Source organism: Rhodospirillaceae bacterium (assembly GCA_016712715.1).
Taxonomy (GTDB): domain Bacteria; phylum Pseudomonadota; class Alphaproteobacteria; order Dongiales; family Dongiaceae; genus Dongia.
The window spans coordinates 896,933-923,124 of sequence record JADJQM010000003.1 but is presented as its reverse complement, the minus strand read 5'-3'; the positions used below and the strand labels follow the sequence as shown (position 1 = coordinate 923,124).

Genomic DNA, 26,192 nt, shown 5'->3' with positions numbered 1-26,192 from the left:
CATGACCATAGCAGGCAGTATCGCCATCATCCCGGCCCGAGGTGGCTCGCGGCGCATCCCGCGCAAGAACATCGTCGATTTCCTGGGCAAGCCGCTCATCGCCTGGAGCATTGAGGCGGCGCGTCAGAGTGGCTGCTTCGAGCAGGTGCTGGTCAGTACCGACGACCCGGAGATTGCGGAGGTGGCGAAGTCCCATGGCGCCGTGGTGCCGTTTCTGCGGCGGAGCACCGGCGACGATCATTCACCGGTTTCCCTGGCGACGATCGAGGCGCTGGAACAATATGCGGCCTGGCATGGCAAGCCAGCCAGGATGGTAACGCAATTGCTGCCGACCTGCCCGCTGCGCAATGCGGATCACGTGCGCAGCGCCGTCGACGCGTTTCAGTCCGGCGACGGCGCCTTCCTGCTCAGTTGCACCGATTATGGGCCGATGAATCCGTGGTGGGCCATTGCGATCGAGGCTGACGGCAGGCCGCGCGCCCTGTTTCCCGAGGCGATGACCAAGCGCTCGCAGGACCTGGAGACGGTTTATTGCCCGTCTGGTGCAATCTGGATTGCAAAAGTCCGTTCGCTCACCGCGGCGCGCACCTTCTATGGTCCAGGGCACCGCTTCTGGCCGATGGATTGGCGTGCCGGCGTCGATATCGACACGCCCGAGGACCTTGCGCTGGCCAAGGCGCTGGCCAGCCAATAGGGCCGTAGGCGAAGAGGTGCCTGGTTCGCTCGGATTTCTGCGGTTCCGGTCAGATTCTCCCTCTGATATGGTCACGTGGCAAGCTGCCGGGCGCTGGCACCGGTTCGGAGATGTTGCGAGAAATGAGCTTGGACGAGCTGGCCTATAGCGCAAGATTGCTGGTCGACCGCATCACCGGGGGCATTGCCCGCACTGGGCGCGCGATTGCGCGGGAGATCGACTGGGAGGATTACCGGCCCGGGCGGCCGACCGTTCTTTGCCTGCGGCGCGCTCTGTTCGCCAAGGATATCGCCGAACTGAAAAAACGCACCGACCTCAATCTCCCTTGCATCCACGTCACTGCCATCAAGCGCCCACAGGAAAGATGGGTGGCACCGAAGTGGCGCCGCCAGGCGCATCTGTGGCACGATCTCAATGCGCTGCCGGCGTTGCGTAACCGGCTTGAGGAATTCGGCGTGGCCTTTCTGGACGCGGCGCGTGCCCAGCATCCGATCGATGCAGTTGCCGCCGCCAACACCGATTACTGGCAGGACGAGGCCCTGCGCATGGGGTGCCGCAGGCTTGGCATACCCTTCATCGCCCTGTCGCGCGAGAGCTACGGCATCGGCCGCGGCCGCGACTTCGTCGCCAACAATTACAAGAGCGGGAACTTCTACTTCAATGGCACCGGCTGTGCCGTGGCTTCCGATGTCTGTGCCGATTTCATGCGCGGTCAGGCGGCCATGCGCGACGCCGTCATCTGCACCACCGGCTGGCCGCGCTACGATGCCTGGCGAGACTACCCGATGCCGCCGCTCAAGGATCGCAAATGGATCACGCTGATGGCCTATGGCGACCCGCGCCAGGTACAATATGCTGCCGCCAATTTCCGCGACGTGCTGAACAGCTTTGCCAAGGCGGCCGAGCGGCAACTGGAACTGCCCGAAGCACAGCGCCTGCATTTCGTCATCAAGATGAAGAAGCGCAACGAGGATGATTATATCCGCGCCATCCGACCCGATCTCGACGCGCTCGGCATCGAGATCCTCGCCGACATGCCGCTCCCGGATATCGTGACGCGCTCGCGCATGATCGTCGGTTTCAACACACTGGCGGTGCTGGAGGGTCTGCTTGGCGGTTGCGCCGTGGTCGTGCCGGTGTGGAGCGATTCAGAGCGCGATCGATCGGCGAGCCTGCTGCATCCCGACAATCCGGATGATGACAGGGTGTGCTATTTCCCACGCAATCCGGCCGATTTCGAGGCACTTCTGGGGCAGGCCGAGGCTGGTACCTTGCCGCCCAAGGGGAGCCTACAGGAGCGGCTGGCCCGCTTCAGCCGCCATTCGGTTGTGACGTCCGACGTCACGGCGTCGCAACGGTTCGAGACCTTCGTGCGCAGTCTGTTGGCGCAGGCGGACGAGCGACGCCGGAAGGTGGCGTGACCGTTATGCGCGCAATCGTCACTGGCACCGGCAGCATCGCCACGCGGCATCTCCGCAACTTGCGGCAACTGTTTCCGGCAGCCATCCTCGTTGTGGTGTCGCGTCCCCAGGGAAAGGGCATCAGCGCCGAGATCCAGTCCCTGGTCTCGGAGCAGTACACAGACCTTGCGGCAGCGCTGAAGGTGCCGGTCGATCTTGCCGTCATCGCCACGCCGGCGCCGTTCCATGTCGAGCAGGCCATGACGCTGGTTGGGCAGGGCATCCCGACCTTGATCGAAAAGCCCCTCGCCGTCACGGTGGCTGAATGCGATCAGCTGTTGGCACTTTGCCGGCGCAATGATGTTCCGCTGCTGGTCGGTTATTGCCTGCGCTACCATCCGCTGGTGGCGATTTTGCAGGAGCGCCTGGCCGCCGGCGCTATCGGCCGCCTCTACAATATGCGCGCCGAGGTCGGGCAATACCTGCCCAATTGGCGGCCGGGTACGGACTATCGCAGCGGCGTCACGGCACAACGCGCGCTCGGCGGCGGCGCCTTGCTGGAACTCAGCCACGAGATCGATTTGGTGCGCAGCCTGCTCGGCATGCCGCATGCGGTGACGGCTGTGGCCGCCCGGATCAGCGAATTGGAGATCGATGTCGAGGATATCGCCGAGATCATCCTCAGGCATCGCGTGGCGGGGCAGGAGGCGCTGGCCAGCATTCATCTAGACCTCTTCCGTCGAGTGCCGCGGCGGCGGATCACCGTCGATGGCGATGGCGGCAGCGCGGAGCTTGATTTCGGCCGCGCCACGCTGACCTTCAACCCGGTGGCAGGTGCGCCGGTGGTACATGGTGTGCCGGATGGTTTCGCCATCAACGACATTTATCTCGCCGAGCTCCAGGACCTCATCGCCTGCAGCAAGTTCGGGCGGCAGCCTTTGGCCAGTCTCGCCGAGGGCTTGGCCACCCTCCGCATCGTCGAGGCATCGGCACAGGCCGCGCATAGCGGCAAGACAATCTCGTTGTCGGGAGAAGTTTCGGGCGATTGCCCATAAATTGGGTATATGCTCTAATGTTGGTGCTGGCGCATGGCCGGCCATACGGCCCCTCCTGCGGACCTGACACTGTGGATATGATCGGCGCCATGGGAGATATCGACCTCATCATCTTCGATTGCGACGGCGTGCTCATCGACAGCGAAATGCTGGCCTGCGCCTGCCTGCACCGGCAGCTCATGCAGCATGGCATCGCGTTGGATCTGCCCTCGGTGATGCAGCGTTTTCTCGGCCGCAGCATTGACGAGGTGGCGCGGCATTACCAGGCGGCGCTCGGTCGACCGATGCCACCGCTGTTCGTGACCGAACTGCGGCAGATGATCCGCGCTGCGTTCGAAGATGGACTGCGCGCCATCCCCGATGTTGAGAAGCTGCTGCAACGATTGCCCTGGACTTATTGCCTGGCTTCATCGAGCGATCCTGAGCGTATCAGTTTCTCCTTGAATCTCGCTGGCCTTTCCCCCTACTTCGAGGAGCGCGTGTTCAGCGCCGCCAGCGTGGCGCGCGCCAAACCGGCACCGGATCTGTTTCTGCTCGCGGCCCGCGAGATGAAGGCCGAAGCCGCGCGCAGCCTGGTGATCGAAGACAGTATCAGTGGCGTGGAAGCCGGGAAGGCCGCGGGGATGACAGTGGGGGGTTTTGTCGGGGGCAGCCACTATGTGGATCGCGATGGCGCTGCCCTGTTGCGCGCAGCCGGCGCAGACCGAGTGTTCCAGCACATGCGCGATATCGAACAGGCGCTGTTCATCGCCCCCAGCGTCGCCGGCTAGAATCATGGCAGCCAGCGACAGCGACAGATCCCGTCTCGATGATGCCGCCCGCGCCGGCTGGCTCTATTACATCGCCGGCCATACCCAGGACGAGATCGCGAAGAAGCTGAGCGTGTCGCGGGCGACCGCGCAGCGCCTGGTCTCGCTCTGCCTCTCGGAACGGCTGATAACCTTCCGTCTGGAGCATCCCATCGCCGCCTGCATGGAACTCGCCAAGCGCCTCAAGGATGTCTTCGGCCTGCGCTATTGCGAGGTGGCGCCGAGCGATCCCGCCAATCCGGCTAATTTGGCTGGATTGGCCGAAAGGGCGGCGGCGCTTCTTGAGCAGACGCTGCGCGCCGAGAAGCCCACCATCATCGCCATCGGCACCGGTCGCGTGATGCGTGCCGCGGTCGAGCAGATCGCCCCCATGGATTGCCCCAACCATCAGGTGGTGTCGCTGGTCGGCAACATCTCGCCCGATGGCTCGGCGAGCTTCTTCGACACGGTGGCGCGGCTTGCCGATCTCACCAAGGCGCGGCACTACCCGATGCCGCTGCCGGTCTTCGTCTCGTCGGAAGCGGAACGCGAACAGCTGCTGCGCATCGCCGCGGTGACTCGCGTGCGCAGCATCGCCGAGAATGCCGATCTGCGCCTGGTCGGTATTGGCCAGATTGACCAGGGTGCCCAGCTCCATGTCGACGGCTTCATCACCCGCGAAGAACTCCTCGAACTCATGCGCCTCGGCGCCGTGGGCGAAATCACTGCCTGGGCCTTCGATGCCGAGGGGCGTGTCATCGAGGGCGGCACCAACCGCCGCGTCACCTCGGTCCCGCACCATATTCCGGCCGAGACATTGACGGTCGGGGCGGCCCTGGGCCCAGCCAAAATCACCGCCATCCGCGCCGCCCTCAAAGGCCGGTTGCTGAACGGCCTCATCACCGACGAAACCACCGCCAAGCAACTCCTCGTACGCTGATCCCGCGTGTTGCGGCCGGCTGCCTGACCCGTTCCGGATGAATTCTCCGCAACGGTGCTGGTTGCTGCGCCGCAAAATCGAATCTGCATTGACAAGGCTTGGTTGTGGTGTGAGCATATGCTCAATATCGGAGCATATGCTCACGATAGGATCTGGGAGGATGAAAATGAACAAGATGCTTGCAGCCCTCATGGGGGCCGCGTCGCTGTTTGCGACCAGCACTGCTTTTGCCGAAACGCTCACCATCGCCACGGTCAATAATGGCGACATGATCCGCATGCAGGGCCTGACCGAGGAATTCACCAAGGCCAATCCGGATATCGAGGTCAAATGGGTGACGCTTGAGGAGAATGTGCTGCGCCAGAAAGTGACGACCGACATCGCCACCAAAGGCGGGCAGTTCGACGTGCTCACCATCGGCACCTATGAAGTGCCGATCTGGGCCGGTAAGGAATGGCTGGTCGCGCTCGACAATCTGGGCGCCGACTATGACGTCGACGACCTGCTGCCCAAGATCCGCGCGGCACTCTCGGTGGGCGGCAAGCTTTATGCGGCGCCCTTCTACGGCGAGAGTTCGATGGTCATGTACCGCACCCACCTGATGGAAAAGGCCGGCTTGCAGATGCCGGAGCAGCCGACCTGGGATTTCATCGTCGATGCGGCGAAGAAGATGACCGACAAGACGACCGAGACCTATGGCGTGTGCCTGCGCGGCAAGGCCGGCTGGGGCGAGAACATGGCGTTCCTGACTGCCATGTCGAACTCCTTCGGCGCGCGCTGGTTCGACGAACAGTGGCACCCGCAGTTCGACAGCCCGGAATGGAAGGACACGCTCACCACCTATGTCAATCTGATGAACGAATCCGGTCCTCCGGGCGCCAGCTCGAACGGCTTCAACGAAAACCTCGCCTTGTTCAATGCCGGCAAATGCGGCATGTGGATCGATGCGACGGTGGCCGCTTCCTTCGTCACCAACCCGAAGGAATCGAAGGTTGCCGACAAGGTCGGCTTTGCGCTCGCGCCGAACAAGGGTCTCGGCAAGAACGCCAACTGGCTGTGGGCCTGGAGCCTTGCCATCCCGGCCGGCTCGCAGAAGGTTGAAGCAGCGGAGAAATTCATCTCCTGGGCGACCAGCAAGGCCTATACCGAGCTCGTCGCCTCCAAGGAAGGCTGGGCCAACGTGCCGCCAGGCACCCGCACCTCGCTCTACAGCAACCCGGAATATCTGAAGGCGGCACCTTTCGCCAAGCCGACCATCGATTCGATCAATTCTGCCGATCCCGATCATCCGACGGTGAAGCCGGTGCCCTATGTCGGCGTGCAATACGCCGCCATTCCGGAGTTCCAGGGACTTGGCACCGCCGTGGGCCAGCAGTTTGCCGCTGCCCTCTCCGGCAACATGACGGTCGACGAGGCGCTCGCCGCCGCGCAGGCTGCGACGGAACGGGAAATGACTCGTGCCGGTTATATCAAATGATCTGACGACGGGATCTGATGTCGGGCACCTGCGATGGCTCCCATCGCAGGTGGACGGCAGTAGATGGTGACCGCCCCAATATCTGCGTATTCCTAGTCCCGACTAACTGCAGCCATCGGTTTCCCCCTGGGAACCGATGGCACCCTTCCTGCCCGGAACGTTTTCCAGGGCCGATGGGCCGGAGGACATGATGGCCACACAACAGACCAAGACCGTCGGCCGCATCCTGCTCACCCCGGCAGTGGCCCTGCTGCTGTTCTGGATGATCGTCCCGCTGGCGATGACGATCTATTTCTCGACGCTCAACTACAATCTCTTGAATCCGGGCATGGAGACGTTCGTCTGGTTCGAGAACTACTATTATTTCCTGACTGAGCCTGCCTTTTTTGCCTCGCTCAAGAACACCCTCATCCTGGTGGGCTCGGTTCTCGCCATCACCATCGTCCTCGGCACGTTGGTGGCCTTGCTACTGGACCAGGTCATGTATGGCCAGAGCATCGTGCGTCTGATGGTCATCGCCCCCTTCTTCGTCATGCCGACGGTGAGTGCGCTGGTCTGGAAGAATTTGCTGATGCACCCGGTCTCGGGCCTCTTTGCCTGGATCGCCAATCTTTTTGGCATGACGCCCATCGACTGGTTTGCCGAGGCGCCACTCTTCGCCGTGATCCTGATCGTTGCCTGGCAATGGCTGCCCTTCGCCTCGCTCATCCTGCTGACCGCCCTTCAGTCATTGGACGAGGAGCAGAAGGAAGCAGCGGTGATGGACGGGGCCGGCGCCCTCTCGATCTTCTTCTACATCACGCTGCCGCATCTCGCGCGCCCGATCACGGTGGTGATTCTCATCGAGACCATCTTCCTGCTCACCGTCTTTGCCGAGATCTTCGTGACCACCGGCGGTGGGCCAGGCCTGCAGACCACCAACATCGCCTTCCTGATCTATTCCAAGGCGCTTATCCAATACGATGTCGGCGGCGCCTCGGCCGGCGGCCTCATCGCGGTGGTGATTGCCAACATCCTGGCATTCTTCCTGGTCCGCATCGTCGGCCGGAACCTGGAGGCTTGAGATCATGGCACGGCAAGTCTCCACCCAGCGCAAGATCGTCAACACGGCCGCCGCCTGGATTGTCGGTTTCATTATCTTCTTCCCAATCTTGTGGATGGTGCTGACCAGCTTCAAGACAGAGCTCGACGCCTTCTCCATTCCGCCCAGTTTCCTGTTCTTCGACTGGACCACGGAGAACTATGCGACGGTGCAGGAGCGCAGCGACTATTTCCACCACGCGATGAACTCGATCATCATTGCCGGCGGTTCCACGCTTATCGCCATGCTGATTGCGGTCCCGGCCGCTTGGGCGATGGCATTTGCACCCAGCCATCGCACCAAGGACATATTGCTGTGGATGCTGTCCACCAAGATGCTGCCGCCGGTGGGCGTGCTGGTGCCGATCTATCTCATCTTCCGCGATTTCGGCCTGCTCGATACACGCTCCGGTCTCATCTTCATGTTGTGCCTCGGCAACCTGCCGATCGTGATCTGGATGCTGTTCAGCTATTTCAAGGAAATCCCCAAGGATATCCTGGAAGCCGCGCGCATGGACGGCGCCACCCTGTGGCGCGAGATCGTCTTCGTGCTGGCGCCGATGGCGGTGCCCGGCATCGCCTCCACCGTCCTGCTCAACGTCATCCTGGCCTGGAACGAGGCGTTCTGGACGCTGAACCTTACCACCTCGGAAGCGGCACCGCTCACGGTCTTCATCGCCTCCTATTCCAGTCCGGAAGGGTTGTTCTGGGCAAAGCTCTCGGCGGCCTCGACCCTGGCCATCGCCCCCATTCTTGTTCTCGGCTGGTTCAGCCAGAAGCAGCTCGTCCGGGGCCTCACCTTCGGAGCGGTCAAATGATCACGCCAATCAAGGGAATCTAAGCATGGGCAGCATCACCCTCGACGGCGTGCGGAAATCCTTCGGCGCGCATGAGATCATCCAAGGCGCTGACCTCGAGATCGCAGATGGATCCTTCGTCGTCTTCGTCGGTCCATCCGGTTGCGGCAAGACGACTTTGCTCCGCATGATCGCAGGGCTGGAAGACGTCAGCGACGGCCGCATCCTCATCGACGGCGTCAACGTGGTCGGCGTGCCCCCGGCAAAGCGCGGCCTCTCCATGGTGTTCCAGTCATATGCGCTCTATCCGCATATGAGTGTGCGCGGCAACATCGCCTTCGGCCTCAAGATGGCGGGTCTGCCCAAGGACGAGATCAACCGCAAGGTCGAGAGTGCGGCGGCCATCCTCAATCTGACCCCGTATCTCGAACGCAAGCCGCGCGATCTTTCCGGCGGCCAGCGCCAGCGCGTCGCCATCGGCCGTGCCATCGTGCGCGAACCCAAGGCCTTTCTGTTCGACGAGCCGCTCTCGAATCTTGATGCCGCCCTGCGCGTACAGATGCGGCTTGAGGTGACGCGCCTGCAGCGGCAATTGGCGACGACCGCGATCTATGTCACCCATGACCAGGTCGAGGCGATGACCATGGCCGACAAGATCGTCGTGCTCAACGCCGGCAAGATCGAGCAATTTGGCTCGCCGCTGGAGCTCTATGAGCGACCGGACAATCTGTTCGTGGCTGGCTTCATCGGTTCGCCCAAAATGAACCTCATCGCCGGACAGCTGGCCGAGGCACAGGGTGCCGCCACCATCGGCATCCGGCCGGAACATGTGGTGGTCAACCGCGATGGCCATGGTTGGGCCGGCCGCGTCGCGGTGGCCGAGCATCTGGGTTCAGATACCTTCCTCTATGTCGACGTGCCGGAGATAGGCACGCTGACCGCCCGCTGCCCGGGCGAGATGCATGTCCAGGTCGGTGAAAATATCGGTCTTGCCCCGGATCCCACGCGTCTCCATCGCTTCGACAAAGAGGGAAAGGCTCTCCGCTCGTGAAACTCGCCGATAAAGTCGCCATCGTGACCGGCGGTGCCCGTGGCATCGGTGCCGCCATCGTCGAACGCTATGTCGCGGAAGGCGCCACCGTCGCTATCGCTGATCTGGCTGTCACCGATGGCGAGGCACTGGCGACGAAATTGAACGGCAAGGCCTTTGCGGTATCGCTCGACGTGACCAGGATGGACTCAATCAAGGCCATGGTCGACGAGGTCGTGGCCAAGGCCGGTGGCATCGATATCCTGGTCAACAATGCCGCCGTGTTCGATCTCGCCCCGATCGTCGATGTGACGGAGAAGAGCTGGGATCTGCAGTTTAACGTCAACACCAAGGGCCTGTTCTTCACGCTGCAAGCCGTGGCACAGCAGATGATGGCCCAGAATCTGGTCACGCCCAATCGCGGTGGCAAGATCATCAATATGGCAAGCCAGGCCGGGCGACGTGGCGAGGCGCTGGTCTCGGTCTATTGCGCCACAAAGGCCGCTGTCATCAGCCTCACGCAGTCCGCTGGTCTCGATCTCATCAAGCACAAAATCAATGTGAACGGCATTGCGCCCGGCGTGGTTGATACGCCGATGTGGGAACAAGTTGATGCGCTGTTCGCCAAATATGAAAAACGACCCCTGGGAGAAAAGAAACGCCTGGTCGGGGAAGCGGTACCGCTGGGCCGCATGGGCACGCCGGAGGATCATACCGGTGCTGCTGTGTTCCTGGCCTCGGCGGATGCGGATTACATCGTCGCCCAGACCCTCAATGTCGATGGCGGTAATTGGATGAGCTGACGCGCGGCTGAAGCGGCGCGGCTCCATTAGGAATAGAGAGAAGCAAGATGTATCTCAACAAATTCAAACTCGACAATCGCGTGGCCCTGGTGACCGGTGGCGGCCGTGCCATCGGCCTCGCTTGCGTCGAAGCGCTGGCGGAAGCCGGCGCCAAGGTCATCATCGCCGATAACGATCTCAAGGTCGCTGCCGAAGGCCAGGCGGAGATGAAGAAGAAGGGCTTCGAGGTCGACGTGGTCCAGATGGACGTCACCAAGACGGCCGAGGTCAACAAGGTCGCCGACGATGTGGTGAAGCGCTACGGCAAGATCGACATCCTGGTCAACAATGCCGGCATCGCGCGCTCTGAGACACCGGCTGAGACGGTCGCGGACGAACATTGGCTCAATGTCATCGACGTCAACCTCAACGGCACCTTCTGGTGCTGCCGTGCCTTTGGCAATTACATGCTGAAGGCCAAGTCGGGCAATATCATCAATATCGGCTCCATGTCCGGCTTCATCGTCAACAAGCCGCAGGAACAGGCCTTCTACAACGCCTCGAAGGCCGGCGTGCATCATCTAACCAAGTCGCTCGCCGCCGAATGGGGCGCCCGTGGCGTCCGCGTCAACGCCGTGGCACCGACCTATATCAACACGCCGCTCAATGCCTTCGTGAAGTCGAAGCCGGCGATGTACGACGCCTGGATCGGCGGCACACCGATGGCACGGCTCGGCGAGGTCGAAGAAATCGCCTCCGTCGTCCTCTTCCTCGCCGGCGAAGCGGCCAGCCTCATGACCGGCAGCGTCGTCGTCGTCGATGGCGGCTATACCTGCTGGTGAGATCGAGCTTTTAGCCCCTCACCCCGACCCTCTCCCCGCTATCGCGGGGCGAGGGAGTTCCGACCGAGCCTCGCCTCGAAGCCCCTCGCCCCGCTTGCGGGGAGAGGGGTTGGGGTGAGAGGGCGCTACTCCGCTGGCGCGTGAGCCACGACTACCGGCTGGCGGCCTTCGCTGATACGCTTGATCAGCATGTAGAAGACCGGCGTCAGCAGCAGGCCGAAGAACGTGACACCTAGCATGCCGGAGAACACCGCCACACCCATGGCATGGCGCATCTCGGCACCGGCGCCGGTCGACAGCACCAGGGGTACCACCCCCATGATGAAGGCGATCGAGGTCATCAGGATCGGCCGGAGGCGCAGACGGCAGGCTTCAAGCACCGCCGCGAGGCGGTCCATCCCTTCCTCCTGTTTGTCCTTGGCAAATTCCACGATCAGAATTGCGTTCTTGCAGGCAAGTCCCACCAGCACGATCAAGCCGATCTGCGTGAAGATGTTGTTGTCGCCGCCCGACAGAATGACTCCCGTAATGGCGGAGAGCAGCGTCATCGGGACGATCAGGATGACCGCCAGCGGCAGGCCCCAGCTTTCGTATTGCGCCGCCAGCACCAGGAAAGCCAGCAGGATGCACAGTGGGAAGACGAAGAGCGCGGTATTGCCGGCCAGGATCTGCTGGTAGGTGATTTCCGTCCACTCATAGGTCATGCCGTTGGGAAGTTCCGCCGCCAGCAGCTTTTCGATCGCGGCCTGCGCCTGGCCGGATGAATAGCCGGGGGCCGGCCCGCCGTTGATCTCCGCGGTCGCAAAACCATTGTAATGCATCACGCGGTCGGGACCGGCGCTGTCCGTGACCTTCACGAAGGTCGAGAGTGGCACCATTTCACCCTGGTCGTTACGCACTTTCAACTGGCCGATCTGTTCTGGCTCCAGGCGGTACTGCTGGTCGGCCTGGACATTGACCTGGAAGGTGCGGCCGAACCGGTTGAAGTCGTTGACATAGAGCGAGCCGAGATTGGCCTGCAACGTGTCGAAGATATCGCTGATGGCCACGCCATGAGTTTTCGCCTTATCGCGGTCGATATCAGCATCGATCTGCGGCACGTTGATCTGGTAGCTGGAGAAGAGGCCGGCCAGTTCCGGCATGCTCTGCGCCTTGGCGAGAATGTTCTGTGTTTCCTTATAAAGCTCCTCGTAACCCAGCTGACCACGATCCTCGATCTGTAGGCGGAAGCCGCCGATGGTGCCCAAGCCCTGCACCGGGGGCGGTGGGAAGATGGCGATGAACGCGTCCTGGATCCCGGCGAACTGGCCATTCAGGGCACCTGCGATGGCACCCGCCGACTGACCTGGATCGCGCCGCTCTTCGAACGGTTTCAGCGTGACGAAGACGATGCCGCTATTGGGGCTGTTGGTGAAGCCGTTGATGGAGAGACCCGGGAAGGCGACCGTGTCGAGCACGCCCGGATATTTGAGGGCCATGTCCGACATCTTCTTGATCACTTCCTCGCTGCGGTCGAGGGTCGCTGCGTCGGGCAACTGGGCAAAGGCCACCAGATACTGCTTGTCCTGCTGCGGAACGAAGCCGGTCGGCGTGTTGGCAAAGCCGGTCCACCCCAGCGCCACCAGCCCGACATAGACGAAAAGGGCGATGGCCGAACCGCGCAGCACGCGCCGCACGGTGCCGACATAACCAAAGCTCAGTTTCTCGAAGAACCGGTTGAACGGGCGGAACAGGAACCGACCGAAGATGAAATCGAGCAGCCGCGAGAAACCATCCTTCTTCTCGCCATGACCCTTGAGGAGGTAGGCCGCCAAGGCGGGCGAAAGGGTCAGCGAGTTGAACGCCGAGATCACCGTCGAAATGGCGATGGTGAGCGCGAACTGGCGATAGAACTGGCCGGTGAGACCGGAGATGAAAGCCGTCGGGATGAACACCGCGCACAGCACCAGTGCCGTGGCGACGATCGGTCCTGTCACCTCGCGCATGGCCCGCTTGGTAGCGTCGACCGGTTTGAGGCCCAGTTCGATGTTGCGTTCGACGTTTTCCACGACGACGATGGCATCATCGACCACGATGCCGATAGCCAGCACCATGCCGAACAGCGACAAGGCGTTGAGCGAGAAGCCGAAGAAATGCATCACCGCGAAGGTGCCGATGAGCGAGACCGGCACGGCCACCAGCGGAATGATCGAGGCGCGCCAGGTCTGCAGGAAGAGGACGACCACCAGCACGACGAGGGCGATGGCTTCGAGGAGGGTATGCACCACCGCCTCGATCGAGCCGCGCACGAAGACGGTCGGGTCATAGACGATCGAATAGTCGACGCCTTCCGGGAAGTTCTGCTTCAGCTCGGCCATTTTGGCGCGGACGGCATCGGAAATGGCAATCGCGTTGGAGCCCGGGCGCTGGAAGATCGGAATGGCGACGGCGGGCTGGTTGTTGAGGAGCGAGCGGAGCGCATACTGGCTGGAGCCAAGCTCGATCCGCGCCACATCGCGCAGCCGCGTGATCTCGCCATTGTCGCCGACATGGATGATGACGTTCTCGAATTCCTCTTCCGTCACCAGCCGGCCCTGGGTGTTGATCGAGAGCTGGAATGCATTCTCGCCGGGGGAGGGCGGGGCGCCGAGCGCACCGGCCGCCACCTGACGGTTCTGCTCGCGGATAGCGCGCACGACGTCGCTGGCGGTGAGGCCGCGCGAGGCCACTTTGTTGGGATCAAGCCAGACACGCAGCGAATAGTCGCCGAGGCCGAACAGCTGCACATCGCCCACACCTTCGAGACGAGTGAGTTCGTCCTTCACATTGAGCAGGGCATAGTTCGACAGATAGAGCATGTCATAGCGCTTATCCGGCGAGGTGAGATGGACCACCATGGTGAGGTCGGGCGACGCCTTGTCGACGGTGATGCCGATGCGCTGCACTTCTTCCGGCAGCTTGGGCAGGGTGCGGGTGACGCGGTTCTGCACCTGCACCTGGGCGTTGTCGAGATCGGTGCCCAATGCCAGCGTGACGGTCAGAGTCATCTTGCCGTCAGCCGTCGATTGCGAGGACATGTAGAGCATGTTCTCGACGCCGTTGATCGCCTGTTCAAGCGGAGCCGCCACCGTTTCGCCGATGACCTTCGGGTTGGCGCCCGGGAAGGTGGCGCGGACCACGACCGTGGGCGGCACCACTTCCGGATATTCGCTGATCGGCAGCTGGAAGAGCGATATGACGCCGCCGATCAGGATGACGAGCGACAGCACCGCCGCAAAGATCGGCCGCTGAATGAAGAATTGCGAGAAGTTCATCGGTTTGTCTTTCAGTTCGCGGCAGGTTCGGCCGCAAGCTTTGCGGCGACCTGGTTGGAGCCTGCGGAGGTGGCAAAGCCGGCCAACGTCTTGTCATCGGCCATCGGCACCAGTTGCGGATCGACCGGCATGCCGGGGCGGACGCGCTGCAAGCCGTTGACGACGACCTTGTCGCCCTTCGCCAGACCGGAACGCACGATGCGCAGGCCTTCCAGCTTCGGCCCCATGTCGATGCTGCGGTAGGCGACCTTGTTGTCCTTGTCGAGCACCAGCACGAACTTCTTGCCGAGATCCGTGCCGATGGCGGCGTCGCTGATCAGGCTCGCTGTATAGTTGGCGCTGCCGACCAGCTTGACGCGGACGTAGAGGCCCGGCGTGAAAACGCCCTCCGAATTGTCGAACACGGCGCGCGCGCGGATAGTGCCGGTCTTCGGATTGACCTGGTTGTCGACGAAATCCATCTGGCCCTGATGCGGATGGCCCACTTCATTAGAGAGGCCGAGATAGACCGGCGCCGTCGCCGTGAGTTCACCCAGGCGGGTCAGGTTCTCGTATTTCAGATAGACCGCTTCATCGATGTCGAAATAGGCATAGACCTTGTCGGTGGAGACGACGCTGGTGAGGCGGCTTTCGTCGGCTTGGGCCAGGTTGCCCACGGTCAGATCGGCGCGGCTCACACGGCCATCGATCGGCGCGCGCACTTCGGTGAAGCTGAGGTTGAGATTGGCGATATCGAGCTGGGCCTGGGTTGCGGCGACCGCGGCTTTAGCTTCCGCCGCCGTGCTGTTGCGCGCATCGGCTTCTTCGCCGCCGATGATCTTGCCGGAGCGCAGTTGCTCGCCACGCTTGGCTTCGTTATCGGCGCGCTTGGCGGTGGCGCGGGCACGATCCAATTGGGCGGCGAGGCGTTTCACCTCGGCCGCGAATGGGCGCGGGTCGATCTGCACGAGGAGATCGCCTTTCTTCACCAATTCGCCTTCCTCGAAGGCGATCTTGTCGACATAGCCGGATACCCGGGCGCGGATCACGACCGATTGCGGTGCCTCCAGGCGGCCGGTGAGTTCGTCCCATTCATTGACCGGGTGCTGGATGACCTCGGCGACGCTCACCTTGGTGAGCGGCCGTTCTTGCTGGGCTGCCTGCGGCTTCTCGCAGGCAGTGAGCGTGACGAGGGCAGCAAGGCCAGCAGCAATATACACAAGCTTCGAGGGGAAATTCATACCCGGCTCCGACGAATGATTCCAATATCGGTGGAATGTGCGCAGGTGCAGCGCCAGGGACGAATAGAACGGCGTGAAGATGAATATCACTGGGAGTGATATGTGCCGGAAACCTCAAGCCTAGCCTAATGATTCCTCGTCACCGACAAACATGGTGATGCGCGATCGCAGCCATTTCTCTGCCGGATCATTGTCTTGGGCGCCGCGCCAGGCCATCGACAGGCTGCCGGGCGGCAGGCTCAGCGGGTGCTCCTCGATACGCAACCCACCGCTGGCCGCCAGGTAGTCGGCGGTGTAATCCGGCACGGTTGTGATGATGTCGGTGCCGGCCAGCAGACTGCCCAGCCCGTTGAACTGCGGCACCGCCAGGACCACCTTGCGGGTCCGGCCAATTTTGGCAAGTTCATTGTCCACATAGCCATTGAGGTCACCGGCGAAGGAGACGATCGCGTGGGGTCGCGCGCAATACTCGTCCAGGGTCAGCTTGCCCGGCGTGGTGTCCGCCCGCAGCATCTTGGCGCGGATGCGGCGCACGGTCTTCTTCTTGGCATTAGCCGGCAGATCATCGAGAAAGCTCACCGCGACGGAAATCTCTCCCGAGGCCAACATGCCAGGGGCCAGCAGGTAATTGACTCGCCGGACCACCAGCACGACGCCCGGCGCTTCGGCCCGCAAGCGGCGCAGGAGGAGCGGCAGCAGGCTGAACTCGACATCGTCCGACAAGCCGACCCGGAAGATGTTGGTGGCGGTCGCCGGATCGAATTCCTGCGACGTGCTGAGTGCCGTTGAGATGGAATCGAGCGCCGGGGTCAGCAGGCTGAAAATCTCCAGCGCCCGGGTGGTCGGCTCCATGCTCCGGCCGGTGCGGACGAACAATTCGTCATTGAACAGCGCGCGCAAACGCACCAGCGCGGCAGAGATCGCCGGCTGGCCCAGGAACAGTTTCTCCGCCGTTTTGGTCACGCTGCGCTCATGCATCAGCGTTTCGAAGACGATCAGCAAATTGAAGTCGATGCGCCGCAAATCGTTTCGGTTCATCAGAAAACCCGTGGTTGCAGTGCAAAATAATGCCCGGATACGGCGGCCAATCCAACACTCTTATCAGATTCGCACATGACGACTATCGACCGGGGTGAATAGTTATGGCTCTCTGTCGGCCTTACATATGAACTGCGTCATTGTCCCAGGCGCTGTCGTCGAGGTTGCTATGTCCCGAATGATCCGCTTTCACCGCTTTGGTGAGGCAGAGGTCCTCAAATGCGAAGACGTGCCGACACCCAAACCGGGTGCGGGCGAAGTCCTTGTGCGCGTTGAGGCTATTGGCGTCAGTTGGGAAGACGTGCTGTGGCGGCAGAATCTCGCTTCCGAGCAGGCCAATCTGCCGGCCGGAATTGGTTCGGAACTGGCGGGAGAGGTCGAGGCCTTGGGCGAGGGCGTCACCGACCTCGCTCTCGGCGACAAGGTTGCGAGCTTTCGGGCGCACACGCCGAACCGCTACCCAGCCTATGGCGATCATGTCCTGATGCCGCGCGAAGCGCTCACGCGCTATCCCGTCGCTGCGGATTTCGTGGCGACCGATGCCGCCGTCCACTACACGCCACAGCTCAGTGCCTATTTTGCTCTGGCCAATCTCGCGCGGCTGAAATCGGGCCAGACCGTGCTGGTGACCGAGGCCGCGCGCTGCATGGGCGGTGCCATGGTGCAGATGGCTAAAGCACTCGGCGCCCATGTCGTCGCCGCAACGCGTGACGCAGCACCACATGACGCGCTGATCCGGCTCGGCGCTGACAAGGTCGTGCTGACCGAAGAACAGGATCTCAGCCTCGCCGTCGGCAACTTCACGCACACCAAGGGTGTCGAGGTGGTGGTCGATGGTTGCGGCGGCCATCAGATGGCGCTCCTGGGCGATGTCGCAGCCCCCTGTGGCAAGCTTATTCTCTACGGTCTCGACGGTGGCAACGAGGCGGCTTTCCCGGCCTGGGCGGCGTTCCGCAAGCATCTTCAGTTCCATCGGTTTTCATTGTTGGACTTCACCGGCCATGCCGAACTTGGCATCAAGGCCGACGATGTCGCGGTGAAGGCCGCCCTCGAGGAGATCAACCGCATGACGGCGCAAGGCATGCTGCGGCCGATTATCGACCGGGTCTTTGCCTTTGATGACTTCGTCGAGGCGCATCGCCATATCGAAGCCTTCCCCTCCCTCGGCCGCGTGGTGATGAAGATATAGGTGGCGCATGCGCGTTGTGATCATCCGATCCTCGCCAATTCTAGCCTGATCCTGCTTTATCCCGGGGGAGATCAACACGTTGACGTGAATTGATATTTCCACCGAAAAATGGAAATAGCGAGGCCATGTCCGCCGGACGGGGAACTTCGGACGCCCAGGGCCGTTAAGCACCCGTCCAGGCGCTGCTTCTGCGTCCTCATTCCCATGAGAGTCCATGCCCATCATGAAGACCCAATCGGCCTGCTACGCGGCATTCTTGGCGCCTCTGATTCTTTGTGCGCCTGCCCTGGGAAGAGCCGCGCAGGCCGACGAGTTCGGCCGCATCACGCTCACCGAGGAAAACGATTCGATCGTCTTCCCGACGGACCGCTATTACACGCAGGGGTTTGAATTCGCCTATCTCGGTCCGGATGTGGCCAGCGACAGCGCCTTTGCCTCGCCTTTTTCGGGGCTCGCTTCGATTGGCATATTCGGTACGCCGGAGTCCGAGGGAGAATCCGGCGGCGAGGTGTCGCGCCGCTACCAGGTGATCTTCGGCCAGAGCATCTTCACGCCGACCGATACCGACGCCGAGGATCCGGACCCAGAGGACCGTCCCTATGCCGGCTGGACCTATGCTGGTATCGGCTGGGTGCAGGACACCGACCGCCGCCGCCTCGACAATCTCGAACTGCTGGTCGGCATCGTCGGCCCGGCGGCACAGGCGAGGCCGGCGCAGAATGACTACCATCAGTTCATCGGCGTCGACACAGCCAATGGCTGGGACCGGCAGGTTCACAACGAACCCGGGTTGATGCTGAGCTATGAGCGCAAATACCGCTTCATCCAGCCCTTGGTCGGCGGTTTCGCCGTCGATGCCATTCCTGAGGCAGGCGTAACTCTCGGCAACGTCATGACCTATGGCGAGGTCGGCACCATGCTGCGTTTCGGGCGCAACCTCGAAGCTGATTACGGTCCGAATCGCATCCGGCCGTCCTTGTCCGGCACCAGTTATTTCAATGCCGACTATCTCGAAGATCCGTTCGGCTTCTATGTCTATGTCGGCGCGCAGGGGCGCGCCGTGGCACAGAACATCTTTCTCGACGGCAACACGTTTCGCGACAGCCGTTCGGTCGACAAGGAGGTCTTTGTCGGCGACATCACCGGTGGCGTCGCCCTGTTCTGGTCTAACGCGATCAAGCTCGATGCCGGGTTCACCTACCGCACCCAGGAGTTTGAAGGCCAGGATGATGCCGCCAAATTCGCCAACATCAATCTGACAGTCGGCTTCTAACCCCTCTCCACCCGTGATATCTCGCATGCTAGGCAATTGTGACACTTGTGCCGGGTGGCTTGCGCTTGAACCCGCAATACGGCAACTTTCCTCATGCAACCATCTTCGGTTGAGCGGCCCCGGTGGGGCGGTTTGCATCATTTGGGGGGAACATGTCACAGGATATCGCGCCGCCGGCGCTGGGGGCTCAATTTGGCATAGGCAAAGTGCTGGGCACCAGCCTCGCCATTCTCGGTCGCAATTTCATACCCTTTGCCATCATCGCCACTGTCGTGCAGTTGCCGACGTTGCTCACGCAATTGTATCTGGATCCCAATCTCAACGCCAATTCGGCCACGGTGGTCGTGCCGGATGCCGGCGCCACTTTCACCTATGTCGCTATCCTGGTGCTGGTCTCGGCCATCGCCAACGGCTTCACCACCGCGACGCTGGTCTACGGTTCCTTTCAGGATCTGCGTGGGCAGAAAATCGGCCTGGGCGAATGCTTTTCGCGTGCCATCGGCGTTCTGCCGATGATCGCCATCGGCGCCGTCTGCTATGGCCTGCTGGTCGGCCTCGGCACCATGTTGCTGGTCATTCCGGGCATCATCATCGCCGTTGTGTACTGGCTATACGTGCCGGCCATCGTCGTTGAAAAGAAAGGTCTCGGCGCGGCGTTCACCCGTTCTGGCGAACTGACCAAGGGTAAGCGCTGGTCCATCTTCGCTATCCTGCTGCTGGTCGGGTTGGTTTCGATCGGCATCGAGTTGCTGGTCGGGTTCGGCGCAGTCATGTTGGGCGCAATGGCTTCCGTCAACATGATCGTCATCGTCAGCTACGCTCTCAATGCCATCATCGGTGCGTTCTTTTCGGTCTCAAATGCCGTGACCTATTACTATCTCCGCGCCGACAAGGAAGGCGTTGATATCGAGGATATTGCCAGGCTGTTTGACTGAGGGATCGTTAGCCGGGCGGGTCGATCAACGCCCGTCCGGCCGACGGCCATATTTCCTGGCGGATCCCTCGCCGCGATCGTTCTTGTCCTTGCGGCGGACGCCGAACAGCATGTCCCGTTCCAGCCGGCCGCGTTGCGCGGCATAGAAGGCGTTGAGGAAGGCTCCGGCATCGAACGGCGTCGCCGCGGCCGGGTCGTCCTGCCAGCCGATGCGCTTGCGGATGCGGAGCGCCACCTCATGGCGCGTCGCCGCGGCGTGCAGATCACCGCGGCGCAGGACTTCTTCCAGGGTCTGCAATTCCATGATGCCGTAGACGTTCAACTGCTGCTGTGTGAAGCGGTAGCGCGCGGCAGCGGCCGCCTCACCGGCGCTGGTGCGCTTGGCGGTCCGCTCGACCAGATCCCGCAGCAACATGGCGCGCGGTGCTGCGATGACGCAGGTGCCGGCGACCAGATCGCCCAATCGCAATCGGTCGCGGTTGAACAACGGAAACAAGGTAAAGAGGCCGCTCCAAGCCAGCAGGAACAGGATCATCCAGCTTTCATCGCCGATGCTGCCCTGACCGGCGAGGAGGGCGGTCAGAGGCAGGAACACCTCGATCTCGCGCATCAGGTTGCGCACCAGGATGGCGTCGGCCCGCAACGGTCCGCCCGCCCGGTCGATGACGCGCAGCTTCATCGCCCGTTTGCCGGGTGTGGCGCCACGCCAATGCAGCTCGAACACCGCGAAGTAGAAGGTCCGCACCAGGAAAAGGGCGACAACCAGCGCGGCCAGCAGCCAGCCGCCGCCATCGTCGAACAGCCCCGACATGCCGGCGACGAGGGCGCCAATCACCAGGCCGACGATGATGAGCACGATAAAGAACGCATCGAGCAGAAAGGCGCCGAGCCTCTCTCCGGAATCGGCAAGGTCGAAGGTCAGTTGCACGCCTTCGGGCGTCATGATCCGGTGCTTGCCGCGCGGCACGGTGTCGGCCGGGTGCAGGGTGGTGGCCGGGTGCAGGGTGGTGGCCGGCATCATCGGCCGGTCTCCCGGTCAGGTTGCTTGCTGGCGCCGGCGAGGCTGAAATAGGCGAGCCAGCCAACCAGCATGACGCTGCCGATACCGTAGCGCAGCATGGTGTCGTTGATCATCTGGCGGCCGATTCCCTCAAGCCCACCGGCCACAAACAGCATCAGCACGGCGCCCAGGGCGATGACACCGGCAAGCTTGCCGCGCTCGGCCAGATTGTCGATGCGCGATTTTTCACCCGGGAACAAGGCCGCTTCGCCGATGGCGCAACCGGCACCACCACCCAGGATGATGGCGAATATTTCGGTCGTGCCGTGGATCCAAAGCCAGCCCAGCATATCGGTCCCCAGGCCGCGCGAGGCGAACAGGGCGACGAAGGCGCCCATCATCAACCCGTTGGAGAACAACAGCAGCAGGGTGGGAATGCCGAAGGCAATGCCGAGCGCAAAGCAGAGCAGGGTGATCTTGGCATTGTGGGTGAAGAGTTCGGAGGCGAATGCCGCCAGGCGGTCGGTGGCGGGCGGCGGGTCGAACAAGGTCGAGCGCAGATATTCGGTGCTGGCTGACGGCGTGCGGCCGGCGGCAAGGTCGATATCGACGAAGGTGTAGAACCAGTCGACATTGGCAAGTGTCACAGCATAGCCGCTGCCCGCACCCAGGAACAGCACGGCGGCCGACAGCAGAATCGGCCATTTCATCTGTCGGATGGCGGCAGGCAGCGTGTGCCTGAGGAACGTGCCAATGGCGGCGGGCAATCCGGCGCGTGGTCCGTAAATATGGAAATAGGCACGGGCGGCAAGGGTCTCCAGATAGGTCACGAGATTGCGGTCGAGCGAGATGCTGCGCGCCACCGACAGGGCCGACAGGGTGGCGCGGTAGAGGCTGGGCAGGCGCAGCAGATTGTCGCCGGACAGGCTGCGCAGGCCACTGCTTTCGGCCTGGGCGAGCAAGCTTTCGAGGGCGCGCCAGTTCGCCTCCCGTTCGCGGCGGAACTGCGCGCTCTTGAGCTGTGTGCCGCCCGCTAATCCGGTTGCTGCCCCGCCATTTCCTGGCATTGCGTCGCTCATATCAGTTCCCGGCGTTTGATGCGGAGATAGCGGTTGATGAGATCGGGTCCGACCTGGTGGTGATCTGCTTCCAGACAATGCACCCCCATACGGCGCAGGCGCTCGAGCAGTATCTGCCGGTCGCGGAGGATATCGTAGGCAACGGTGGCGCGTGCCATCCGGTGGACGTCGGCCACCCTATCGTCGAAAGTCGCCGCAAGTTGCGGATCACGCAGGCAGATGAACAGGACGACATGACGGGCGGCCAGCCGCTCGACATTCTCCAGCATCAGCTCGGCTGTGACGGTGTCGACGAAATCGGTCATCAGCACGATGAGCGAGCGGCGGTTGAGGCGTACGGCAAGATCAGTGAGGCCCAGGGTGAAGTTGGTTTCTTCCGGCAGATAGGCAAGATCGCTGGAGAGGCGCTGCATGCGGGAAAAGGCGTTCATACTGGCGCCCGGCGCTGCGAACAGATAGGGCTTGCCGGCGAAGGCGAACATGCCAACGCGGTCGCCGCTTTTCAGCGCCATGTAGGTGAGCAGCAGGCCGGCATTGATGGCATGGTCCAGTCGCGCCATGCCGGCCAGGGGTTCGCGCATCAGATAGCCGGTATCGAAAGCGAGGATGATCTGATGATTGCGCTCGACACGGAATTCCTTGCAGACCAGTTTGTGCGAGCGGGCCGAGTGTTTCCATTCAATGGTGCGGCGATCAAGGCCCGACGTGTAGTCGCGCAGGGCATCGAATTCGCTGCCGTCGCCCGATTGGTCGACAGCCTTGGAGCCGAAAAAGGCATCGCGGTTGGAGAGGTCGATAGCACCCTGCCGTACCGCACGGATGTTCGGCGTGATGCGGATATCACTGCCGATCTCGATTGTCTTGAGGCGCACGGTGAGGCCGAGGGGCCCTGCCCAGCGCAGCCAGAGCCGGTGCAACCTGGCGATGCCGCGCTGGTGCGGTCGCAGGGGCAGGGTGAAGCTCGCCAATGTGCCCGGCTGGTAGAGGATGCGTTCCATGATCGGCGCAGCGATGATCGGATCGATCTCACCTCGCGGCTCGAGAACGGCAGCGGCGCGGGCCCTGGGCGAAGCGAGATGGACGGTGAGGTCGGTTGTTTCGCCGATATAGATGACACGCGGCGGATCGATGCTGATGCGAAGCTCCCCCACACGCAGGCACATGGCGGCGTCGGCCGCGATGAGGACCAGAGCCGCCACCAGATAGGCGGCACCCAGCGGCCACAATCCAGCATCGGCAATTCCCAGTACCAGGCAGAAGGGGAAACCGAATGCCAACAGGGCAGCGGCGCGTTTGGTCGGCCGGATCATCTGGGGGCAGCCACCTGGTCGATGATCTGCTGGATGATCTGATCGGCGTTGAGCCCTTCGATCTCGGCGCCTGGCGCCAGCACCACGCGGTGGCGCAGCGCCGGAATGGCCAGCACCTTGACGTCGTCGGGAATGACATAGTCGCGGCCGGCAAGGCCGGCATAGGCACGGGCGGCGGTCGCCAGCATGTTGGCGGCGCGCGGCGAGGCGCCGTAATCGAGCGAGGCGTTCTCGCGTGTTGCCCGCACCAGATCGACCACATAATCGACGATATCCTCGCTCATCCTGACCGTGGCAATGGCGCTGCGCACCTCAAGGAGCTCTGCCAGGGTCACGGCCGCGCGCAGGCCGAGATCGTCGAGATTGGGCATGGTGGTGCGATGGCCGTGGCGGCGCACGATGCTGCGCTCCTCGTCCCGGCTGGGATAGCTCAGCACATGCTTGAACAGGAAGCGGTCGAGCTGCGCCTCGGGCAACGGATAGGTGCCCTGCTGCTCGATCGGGTTCTGTGTCGCGATCACCATGAAGCCGTCGGCCAGTTTGTGGGTCTTGCCATCGATGGTGACGGCGCGCTCCTGCATCGCCTGCAGCAGGGCAGCCTGGGTCTTGGGCGGCGTGCGGTTGATCTCGTCTGCCAGCAGAAGCTGCGTGAAGATCGGCCCTTCGACGAAGGTGAAGACATTGGTCTGAAAGTTGAACAGATTGGTGCCCATGACATCGCCCGGCATCAGGTCCGGGGTGAACTGGATGCGGCCGAAATCGAGCGACAGCGCCCGCGCAAAGGCCTGTGCCAGCAGGGTCTTCGCAGTACCCGGCACGCCTTCCAGCAGGATATGCCCGTCCGACAGGAGGCTCACGAGCATGAGGTCGAGCGCGTCATCCTGACCGATGATCGCCTTGCGCACTTCGTCCTTGAGGCGCTCGCTAATCGATCGCGCGGCGTCGAGTCCCATGTAACATCTCCTGTTTCCATTGATCGGCCAGACGGCCAAGTTCTGCGACACCGCGATCGCCATGTCGGGCCAGGGGCGCACCTTGCGCGAGCAGATCGCTGGCGGTCAGGCTGAGGCCGAGTTTCCTGGCGCGCCGGTCGAGCCAGGCCACCTGTCCGCTTTCGTCGAGCGCCTTTGGAACTTTCAGTCGCTGGGCCACATCGGCAACCACCAGGCGCGGATAGCGAACCATGATGGCCGGCGCACCGCGGCCATACTCCAGCAGCTCGGCGATGTTGCGCAGCAATGTCTCCCGGCCGGCAGCGAGCGGCGGTGCCGCCGGCGCTGGGGCACCCAGCCGGGTAATCCCCGCGAGGATGGCGGTAAGGGTCGCCACCGCGAAGGCGACGGTCGCGGTAAGGAAGGGCAGTTCGAAGGCCATCCGCAGCATGTTGGGCGGCTGCTCGAAGCCGTGAATCGTTTCGTCGAACATGACCGACCCGCCGGCCGGCAGCAAAGCGCGGATCATGGCCACGGCGAAGGGCGCATTGTCGCCCTTGCCGATGCCGGCATTGGCAATGATGTCCGGATCCGACAGCAGCCACACCTTGGCGCGACCAACGCGGATTTCGCCGATGAGCATGCCTTGCTCGTAGGCGACGACCGGCGAGAGCGCGTCGGAGCGCATGAGTTGCATCTGGCTTACGGCCGGTGTGTAACCGAGCCCGGATTCGTAAGGGGCTCCCGTCTTGGCGCGGACGAGGCTTGCGCCCGGCACAACGCGCGTCAGAATGCCGGTCACGTCCCCAACGTCGATCAGTTTGGTCTGCCGCAACCATTCCGGATTGCTGATGCTGGCGCGACCTTGCCATTTCGGCAACACCACCAGCACGATCTCCTCGCCCTTCAAGGCGTCGAGCGGCCTGGTGCCGTGGTCGAGATTGTCCGGCTCGGCCAGAACCAGCAAGGTGGCGGCGCCGGCCTTCTCCAGCGATTGGAAGCGGCTGATGCTGACGGGGATGCCCAGGCGCTGCAGCGATTCCTGGAATGCCTTATGACCGATGGCGGAATGCGAGAAGGTGTCGCTGCCGGCCGAGATCAGGTTCTCGCCGAAGATCATCAGATAGGTGAAGCCGATGAAGGCGGTCAGCCCGACCATGATCAGCGCCAGGAGCTGGCGTGGTCGGAACAGGGTCCGGTCCTGCTTCATGGTCCCGTCGCCGAAATTGTTGGCGTCGCGTAACCGGCTTGTGTTTCGTAATAGGCTTGCGCGCAATGGCGGAACAGCTTCTCGTCGGCGTCGCGGCCGCCAAAATGGCAGAGTTCCACTGCGCCGATCACGGTTGCAAGGCCGCCGCGCATGGTAACCGGTACAGCGCCACTCCGCAGAATCTCGCGGCTCGTTGATGCATCCGTCATGGTCACCTGGGCGCTGTGCCGCAATTCGCCCAGGAAGCGCAGCAGGATCACGTGGATGGCTTCGCCGTACCGGCCCGCGGCGGCGAGGCGTTCGGCATCGTCGATCGGGCCGACCGGGGCCACCGGCATGGGTGCCGGAGCCGCGGTGGCGACTCTGGCGGCAACGGGTGGCACCGCCGCCGCCGCCGGAAGCGGCGAGCGCTTCATCAGCAGATAGATGCCGAGGATCAGGAAGCCGCCGACCGCTACCGCCAGCAGCAGATAGCGCAGGTCCGGCAAGGACCAGTTCGCCGCTGCCGATGGTTCCGGCGGCGAGGGGGTGCGGTCGACGCTCTGGGGTTCGCTGTCTTGTGTCGAGGGCGCAGTCGGCGGCGGATTTGGGCTGCTGTCGCCCTCCGGCATCACCGGCGGATCGCCTGGGAAATCGGTCTGGTAGGCTGGGTTGCTGAGAATGCTGTCGACGGTCGCCTTGCTGTCACCCGCGCCAGTTTGCTGTGCATGAGCTTCCTGAGGCCATGCCAGCGTCGGCGCGCCAACTGCGATGCAGGCGAGGATCAGGCCAGCGACGAGGCGCCTTGGATGAATGTTGGCCGTGCCGGAAAACTGGATCAGCGGCGCGA

At 62.7% G+C, this 26,192-nt stretch carries 23 protein-coding genes; 14 read left to right on the top strand and 9 right to left on the bottom strand.

Annotation, left to right across the window (positions count from 1 at the left end):
* The first annotated feature begins 1 nt into the window (after position 1).
* The 11 genes from IPK59_22045 to IPK59_21995 all read left to right on the top strand — a co-directional run bounded on the left by IPK59_22045 (position 2) and on the right by IPK59_21995 (position 10,885).
* Entirely contained in the window at positions 2 to 694 is a 693-nt protein-coding gene (locus IPK59_22045; GenBank protein MBK8161316.1) for an acylneuraminate cytidylyltransferase family protein, read from the top strand.
* A gap of 122 nt (positions 695 to 816) precedes the next feature.
* Positions 817 to 2,115: a hypothetical protein gene (locus tag IPK59_22040; protein ID MBK8161315.1), complete on the top strand. Its 1,299-nt coding sequence runs from the start codon at positions 817 to 819 to the stop codon at positions 2,113 to 2,115.
* Entirely contained in the window at positions 2,112 to 3,149 is a 1,038-nt protein-coding gene (locus IPK59_22035) for a Gfo/Idh/MocA family oxidoreductase (GenBank protein ID MBK8161314.1), read from the top strand. Before IPK59_22040 ends, IPK59_22035 begins: the two co-directional genes overlap by 4 nt.
* A 77-nt stretch (positions 3,150 to 3,226) precedes the next feature.
* Complete coding sequence (locus tag IPK59_22030) at positions 3,227 to 3,919, top strand: HAD family hydrolase (protein ID MBK8161313.1); 693 nt, start codon at positions 3,227 to 3,229, stop codon at positions 3,917 to 3,919.
* A gap of 4 nt (positions 3,920 to 3,923) precedes the next feature.
* The gene (locus IPK59_22025; protein MBK8161312.1) at positions 3,924 to 4,877 is read left to right on the top strand and encodes a sugar-binding transcriptional regulator; all 954 of its coding nucleotides are present in this window, start codon (positions 3,924 to 3,926) and stop codon (positions 4,875 to 4,877) included.
* A 166-nt stretch (positions 4,878 to 5,043) separates the two neighbouring features.
* On the top strand, positions 5,044 to 6,354 hold the full coding sequence (locus tag IPK59_22020; protein ID MBK8161311.1) for a sugar ABC transporter substrate-binding protein: 1,311 nt from the start codon (positions 5,044 to 5,046) through the stop codon (positions 6,352 to 6,354).
* Positions 6,355 to 6,544: 190 nt separating this feature from the next.
* On the top strand, positions 6,545 to 7,417 hold the full coding sequence (locus IPK59_22015; GenBank protein MBK8161310.1) for a sugar ABC transporter permease: 873 nt from the start codon (positions 6,545 to 6,547) through the stop codon (positions 7,415 to 7,417).
* A gap of 4 nt (positions 7,418 to 7,421) precedes the next feature.
* Positions 7,422 to 8,252 (top strand): carbohydrate ABC transporter permease, encoded by an 831-nt coding sequence (locus IPK59_22010; GenBank protein ID MBK8161309.1) that lies wholly within the window; start codon positions 7,422 to 7,424, stop codon positions 8,250 to 8,252.
* A gap of 25 nt (positions 8,253 to 8,277) precedes the next feature.
* Positions 8,278 to 9,282, top strand: coding sequence for an ATP-binding cassette domain-containing protein (locus IPK59_22005; protein ID MBK8161308.1), 1,005 nt, complete (start codon positions 8,278 to 8,280; stop codon positions 9,280 to 9,282).
* Positions 9,279 to 10,064, top strand: coding sequence for an L-iditol 2-dehydrogenase (locus IPK59_22000; GenBank protein MBK8161307.1), 786 nt, complete (start codon positions 9,279 to 9,281; stop codon positions 10,062 to 10,064). Before IPK59_22005 ends, IPK59_22000 begins: the two co-directional genes overlap by 4 nt.
* A 47-nt stretch (positions 10,065 to 10,111) precedes the next feature.
* Positions 10,112 to 10,885: an SDR family oxidoreductase gene (locus IPK59_21995; protein MBK8161306.1), complete on the top strand. Its 774-nt coding sequence runs from the start codon at positions 10,112 to 10,114 to the stop codon at positions 10,883 to 10,885.
* A gap of 125 nt (positions 10,886 to 11,010) precedes the next feature.
* Here IPK59_21995 and IPK59_21990 read toward each other — a convergent pair whose 3' ends face one another.
* From IPK59_21990 to IPK59_21980, 3 genes are all read right to left on the bottom strand, one after another.
* Positions 11,011 to 14,178 carry an efflux RND transporter permease subunit gene (locus IPK59_21990; protein ID MBK8161305.1) on the bottom strand — a complete coding sequence of 1,056 codons (3,168 nt, stop codon included), beginning with the start codon at positions 14,176 to 14,178 and terminating at the stop codon, positions 11,011 to 11,013.
* Positions 14,179 to 14,189: 11 nt separating this feature from the next.
* Positions 14,190 to 15,398 (bottom strand): efflux RND transporter periplasmic adaptor subunit, encoded by a 1,209-nt coding sequence (locus tag IPK59_21985; protein MBK8161304.1) that lies wholly within the window; start codon positions 15,396 to 15,398, stop codon positions 14,190 to 14,192.
* Positions 15,399 to 15,518: 120 nt separating this feature from the next.
* Positions 15,519 to 16,436, bottom strand: a complete 918-nt coding sequence (locus tag IPK59_21980) for a LysR family transcriptional regulator (protein ID MBK8161303.1) — start codon at positions 16,434 to 16,436, stop codon at positions 15,519 to 15,521.
* A gap of 169 nt (positions 16,437 to 16,605) precedes the next feature.
* Here IPK59_21980 and IPK59_21975 point away from each other — a divergent pair, with 169 nt between their 5' ends.
* The 3 genes from IPK59_21975 (at position 16,606) to IPK59_21965 (ending at position 19,833) form a co-directional block, all read left to right on the top strand.
* Positions 16,606 to 17,625 carry a zinc-dependent alcohol dehydrogenase family protein gene (locus IPK59_21975; protein ID MBK8161302.1) on the top strand — a complete coding sequence of 340 codons (1,020 nt, stop codon included), beginning with the start codon at positions 16,606 to 16,608 and terminating at the stop codon, positions 17,623 to 17,625.
* Between the two features lie 223 nt (positions 17,626 to 17,848).
* Positions 17,849 to 18,898 carry a lipid A deacylase LpxR family protein gene (locus tag IPK59_21970; protein MBK8161301.1) on the top strand — a complete coding sequence of 350 codons (1,050 nt, stop codon included), beginning with the start codon at positions 17,849 to 17,851 and terminating at the stop codon, positions 18,896 to 18,898.
* A gap of 152 nt (positions 18,899 to 19,050) precedes the next feature.
* Positions 19,051 to 19,833, top strand: a complete 783-nt coding sequence (locus tag IPK59_21965; protein ID MBK8161300.1) for a hypothetical protein — start codon at positions 19,051 to 19,053, stop codon at positions 19,831 to 19,833.
* Between the two features lie 24 nt (positions 19,834 to 19,857).
* Here IPK59_21965 and IPK59_21960 read toward each other — a convergent pair whose 3' ends face one another.
* The 6 genes from IPK59_21960 to IPK59_21935 form a co-directional block, all read right to left on the bottom strand.
* Positions 19,858 to 20,775, bottom strand: a complete 918-nt coding sequence (locus IPK59_21960) for an RDD family protein (GenBank protein MBK8161299.1) — start codon at positions 20,773 to 20,775, stop codon at positions 19,858 to 19,860.
* A 74-nt stretch (positions 20,776 to 20,849) separates the two neighbouring features.
* Positions 20,850 to 21,899 carry a stage II sporulation protein M gene (locus tag IPK59_21955; GenBank protein ID MBK8161298.1) on the bottom strand — a complete coding sequence of 350 codons (1,050 nt, stop codon included), beginning with the start codon at positions 21,897 to 21,899 and terminating at the stop codon, positions 20,850 to 20,852.
* A gap of 8 nt (positions 21,900 to 21,907) precedes the next feature.
* Positions 21,908 to 23,221, bottom strand: a complete 1,314-nt coding sequence (locus tag IPK59_21950; GenBank protein ID MBK8161297.1) for a DUF58 domain-containing protein — start codon at positions 23,219 to 23,221, stop codon at positions 21,908 to 21,910.
* Complete coding sequence (locus tag IPK59_21945; GenBank protein MBK8161296.1) at positions 23,218 to 24,174, bottom strand: MoxR family ATPase; 957 nt, start codon at positions 24,172 to 24,174, stop codon at positions 23,218 to 23,220. The genes IPK59_21950 and IPK59_21945 overlap by 4 nt, the downstream gene beginning before the upstream one ends.
* Complete coding sequence (locus tag IPK59_21940) at positions 24,146 to 25,363, bottom strand: hypothetical protein (GenBank protein MBK8161295.1); 1,218 nt, start codon at positions 25,361 to 25,363, stop codon at positions 24,146 to 24,148. The genes IPK59_21945 and IPK59_21940 overlap by 29 nt, the downstream gene beginning before the upstream one ends.
* Positions 25,360 to 25,974: a hypothetical protein gene (locus IPK59_21935; GenBank protein MBK8161294.1), complete on the bottom strand. Its 615-nt coding sequence runs from the start codon at positions 25,972 to 25,974 to the stop codon at positions 25,360 to 25,362. The genes IPK59_21940 and IPK59_21935 overlap by 4 nt, the downstream gene beginning before the upstream one ends.
* Positions 25,975 to 26,192 lie beyond the last annotated feature (218 nt).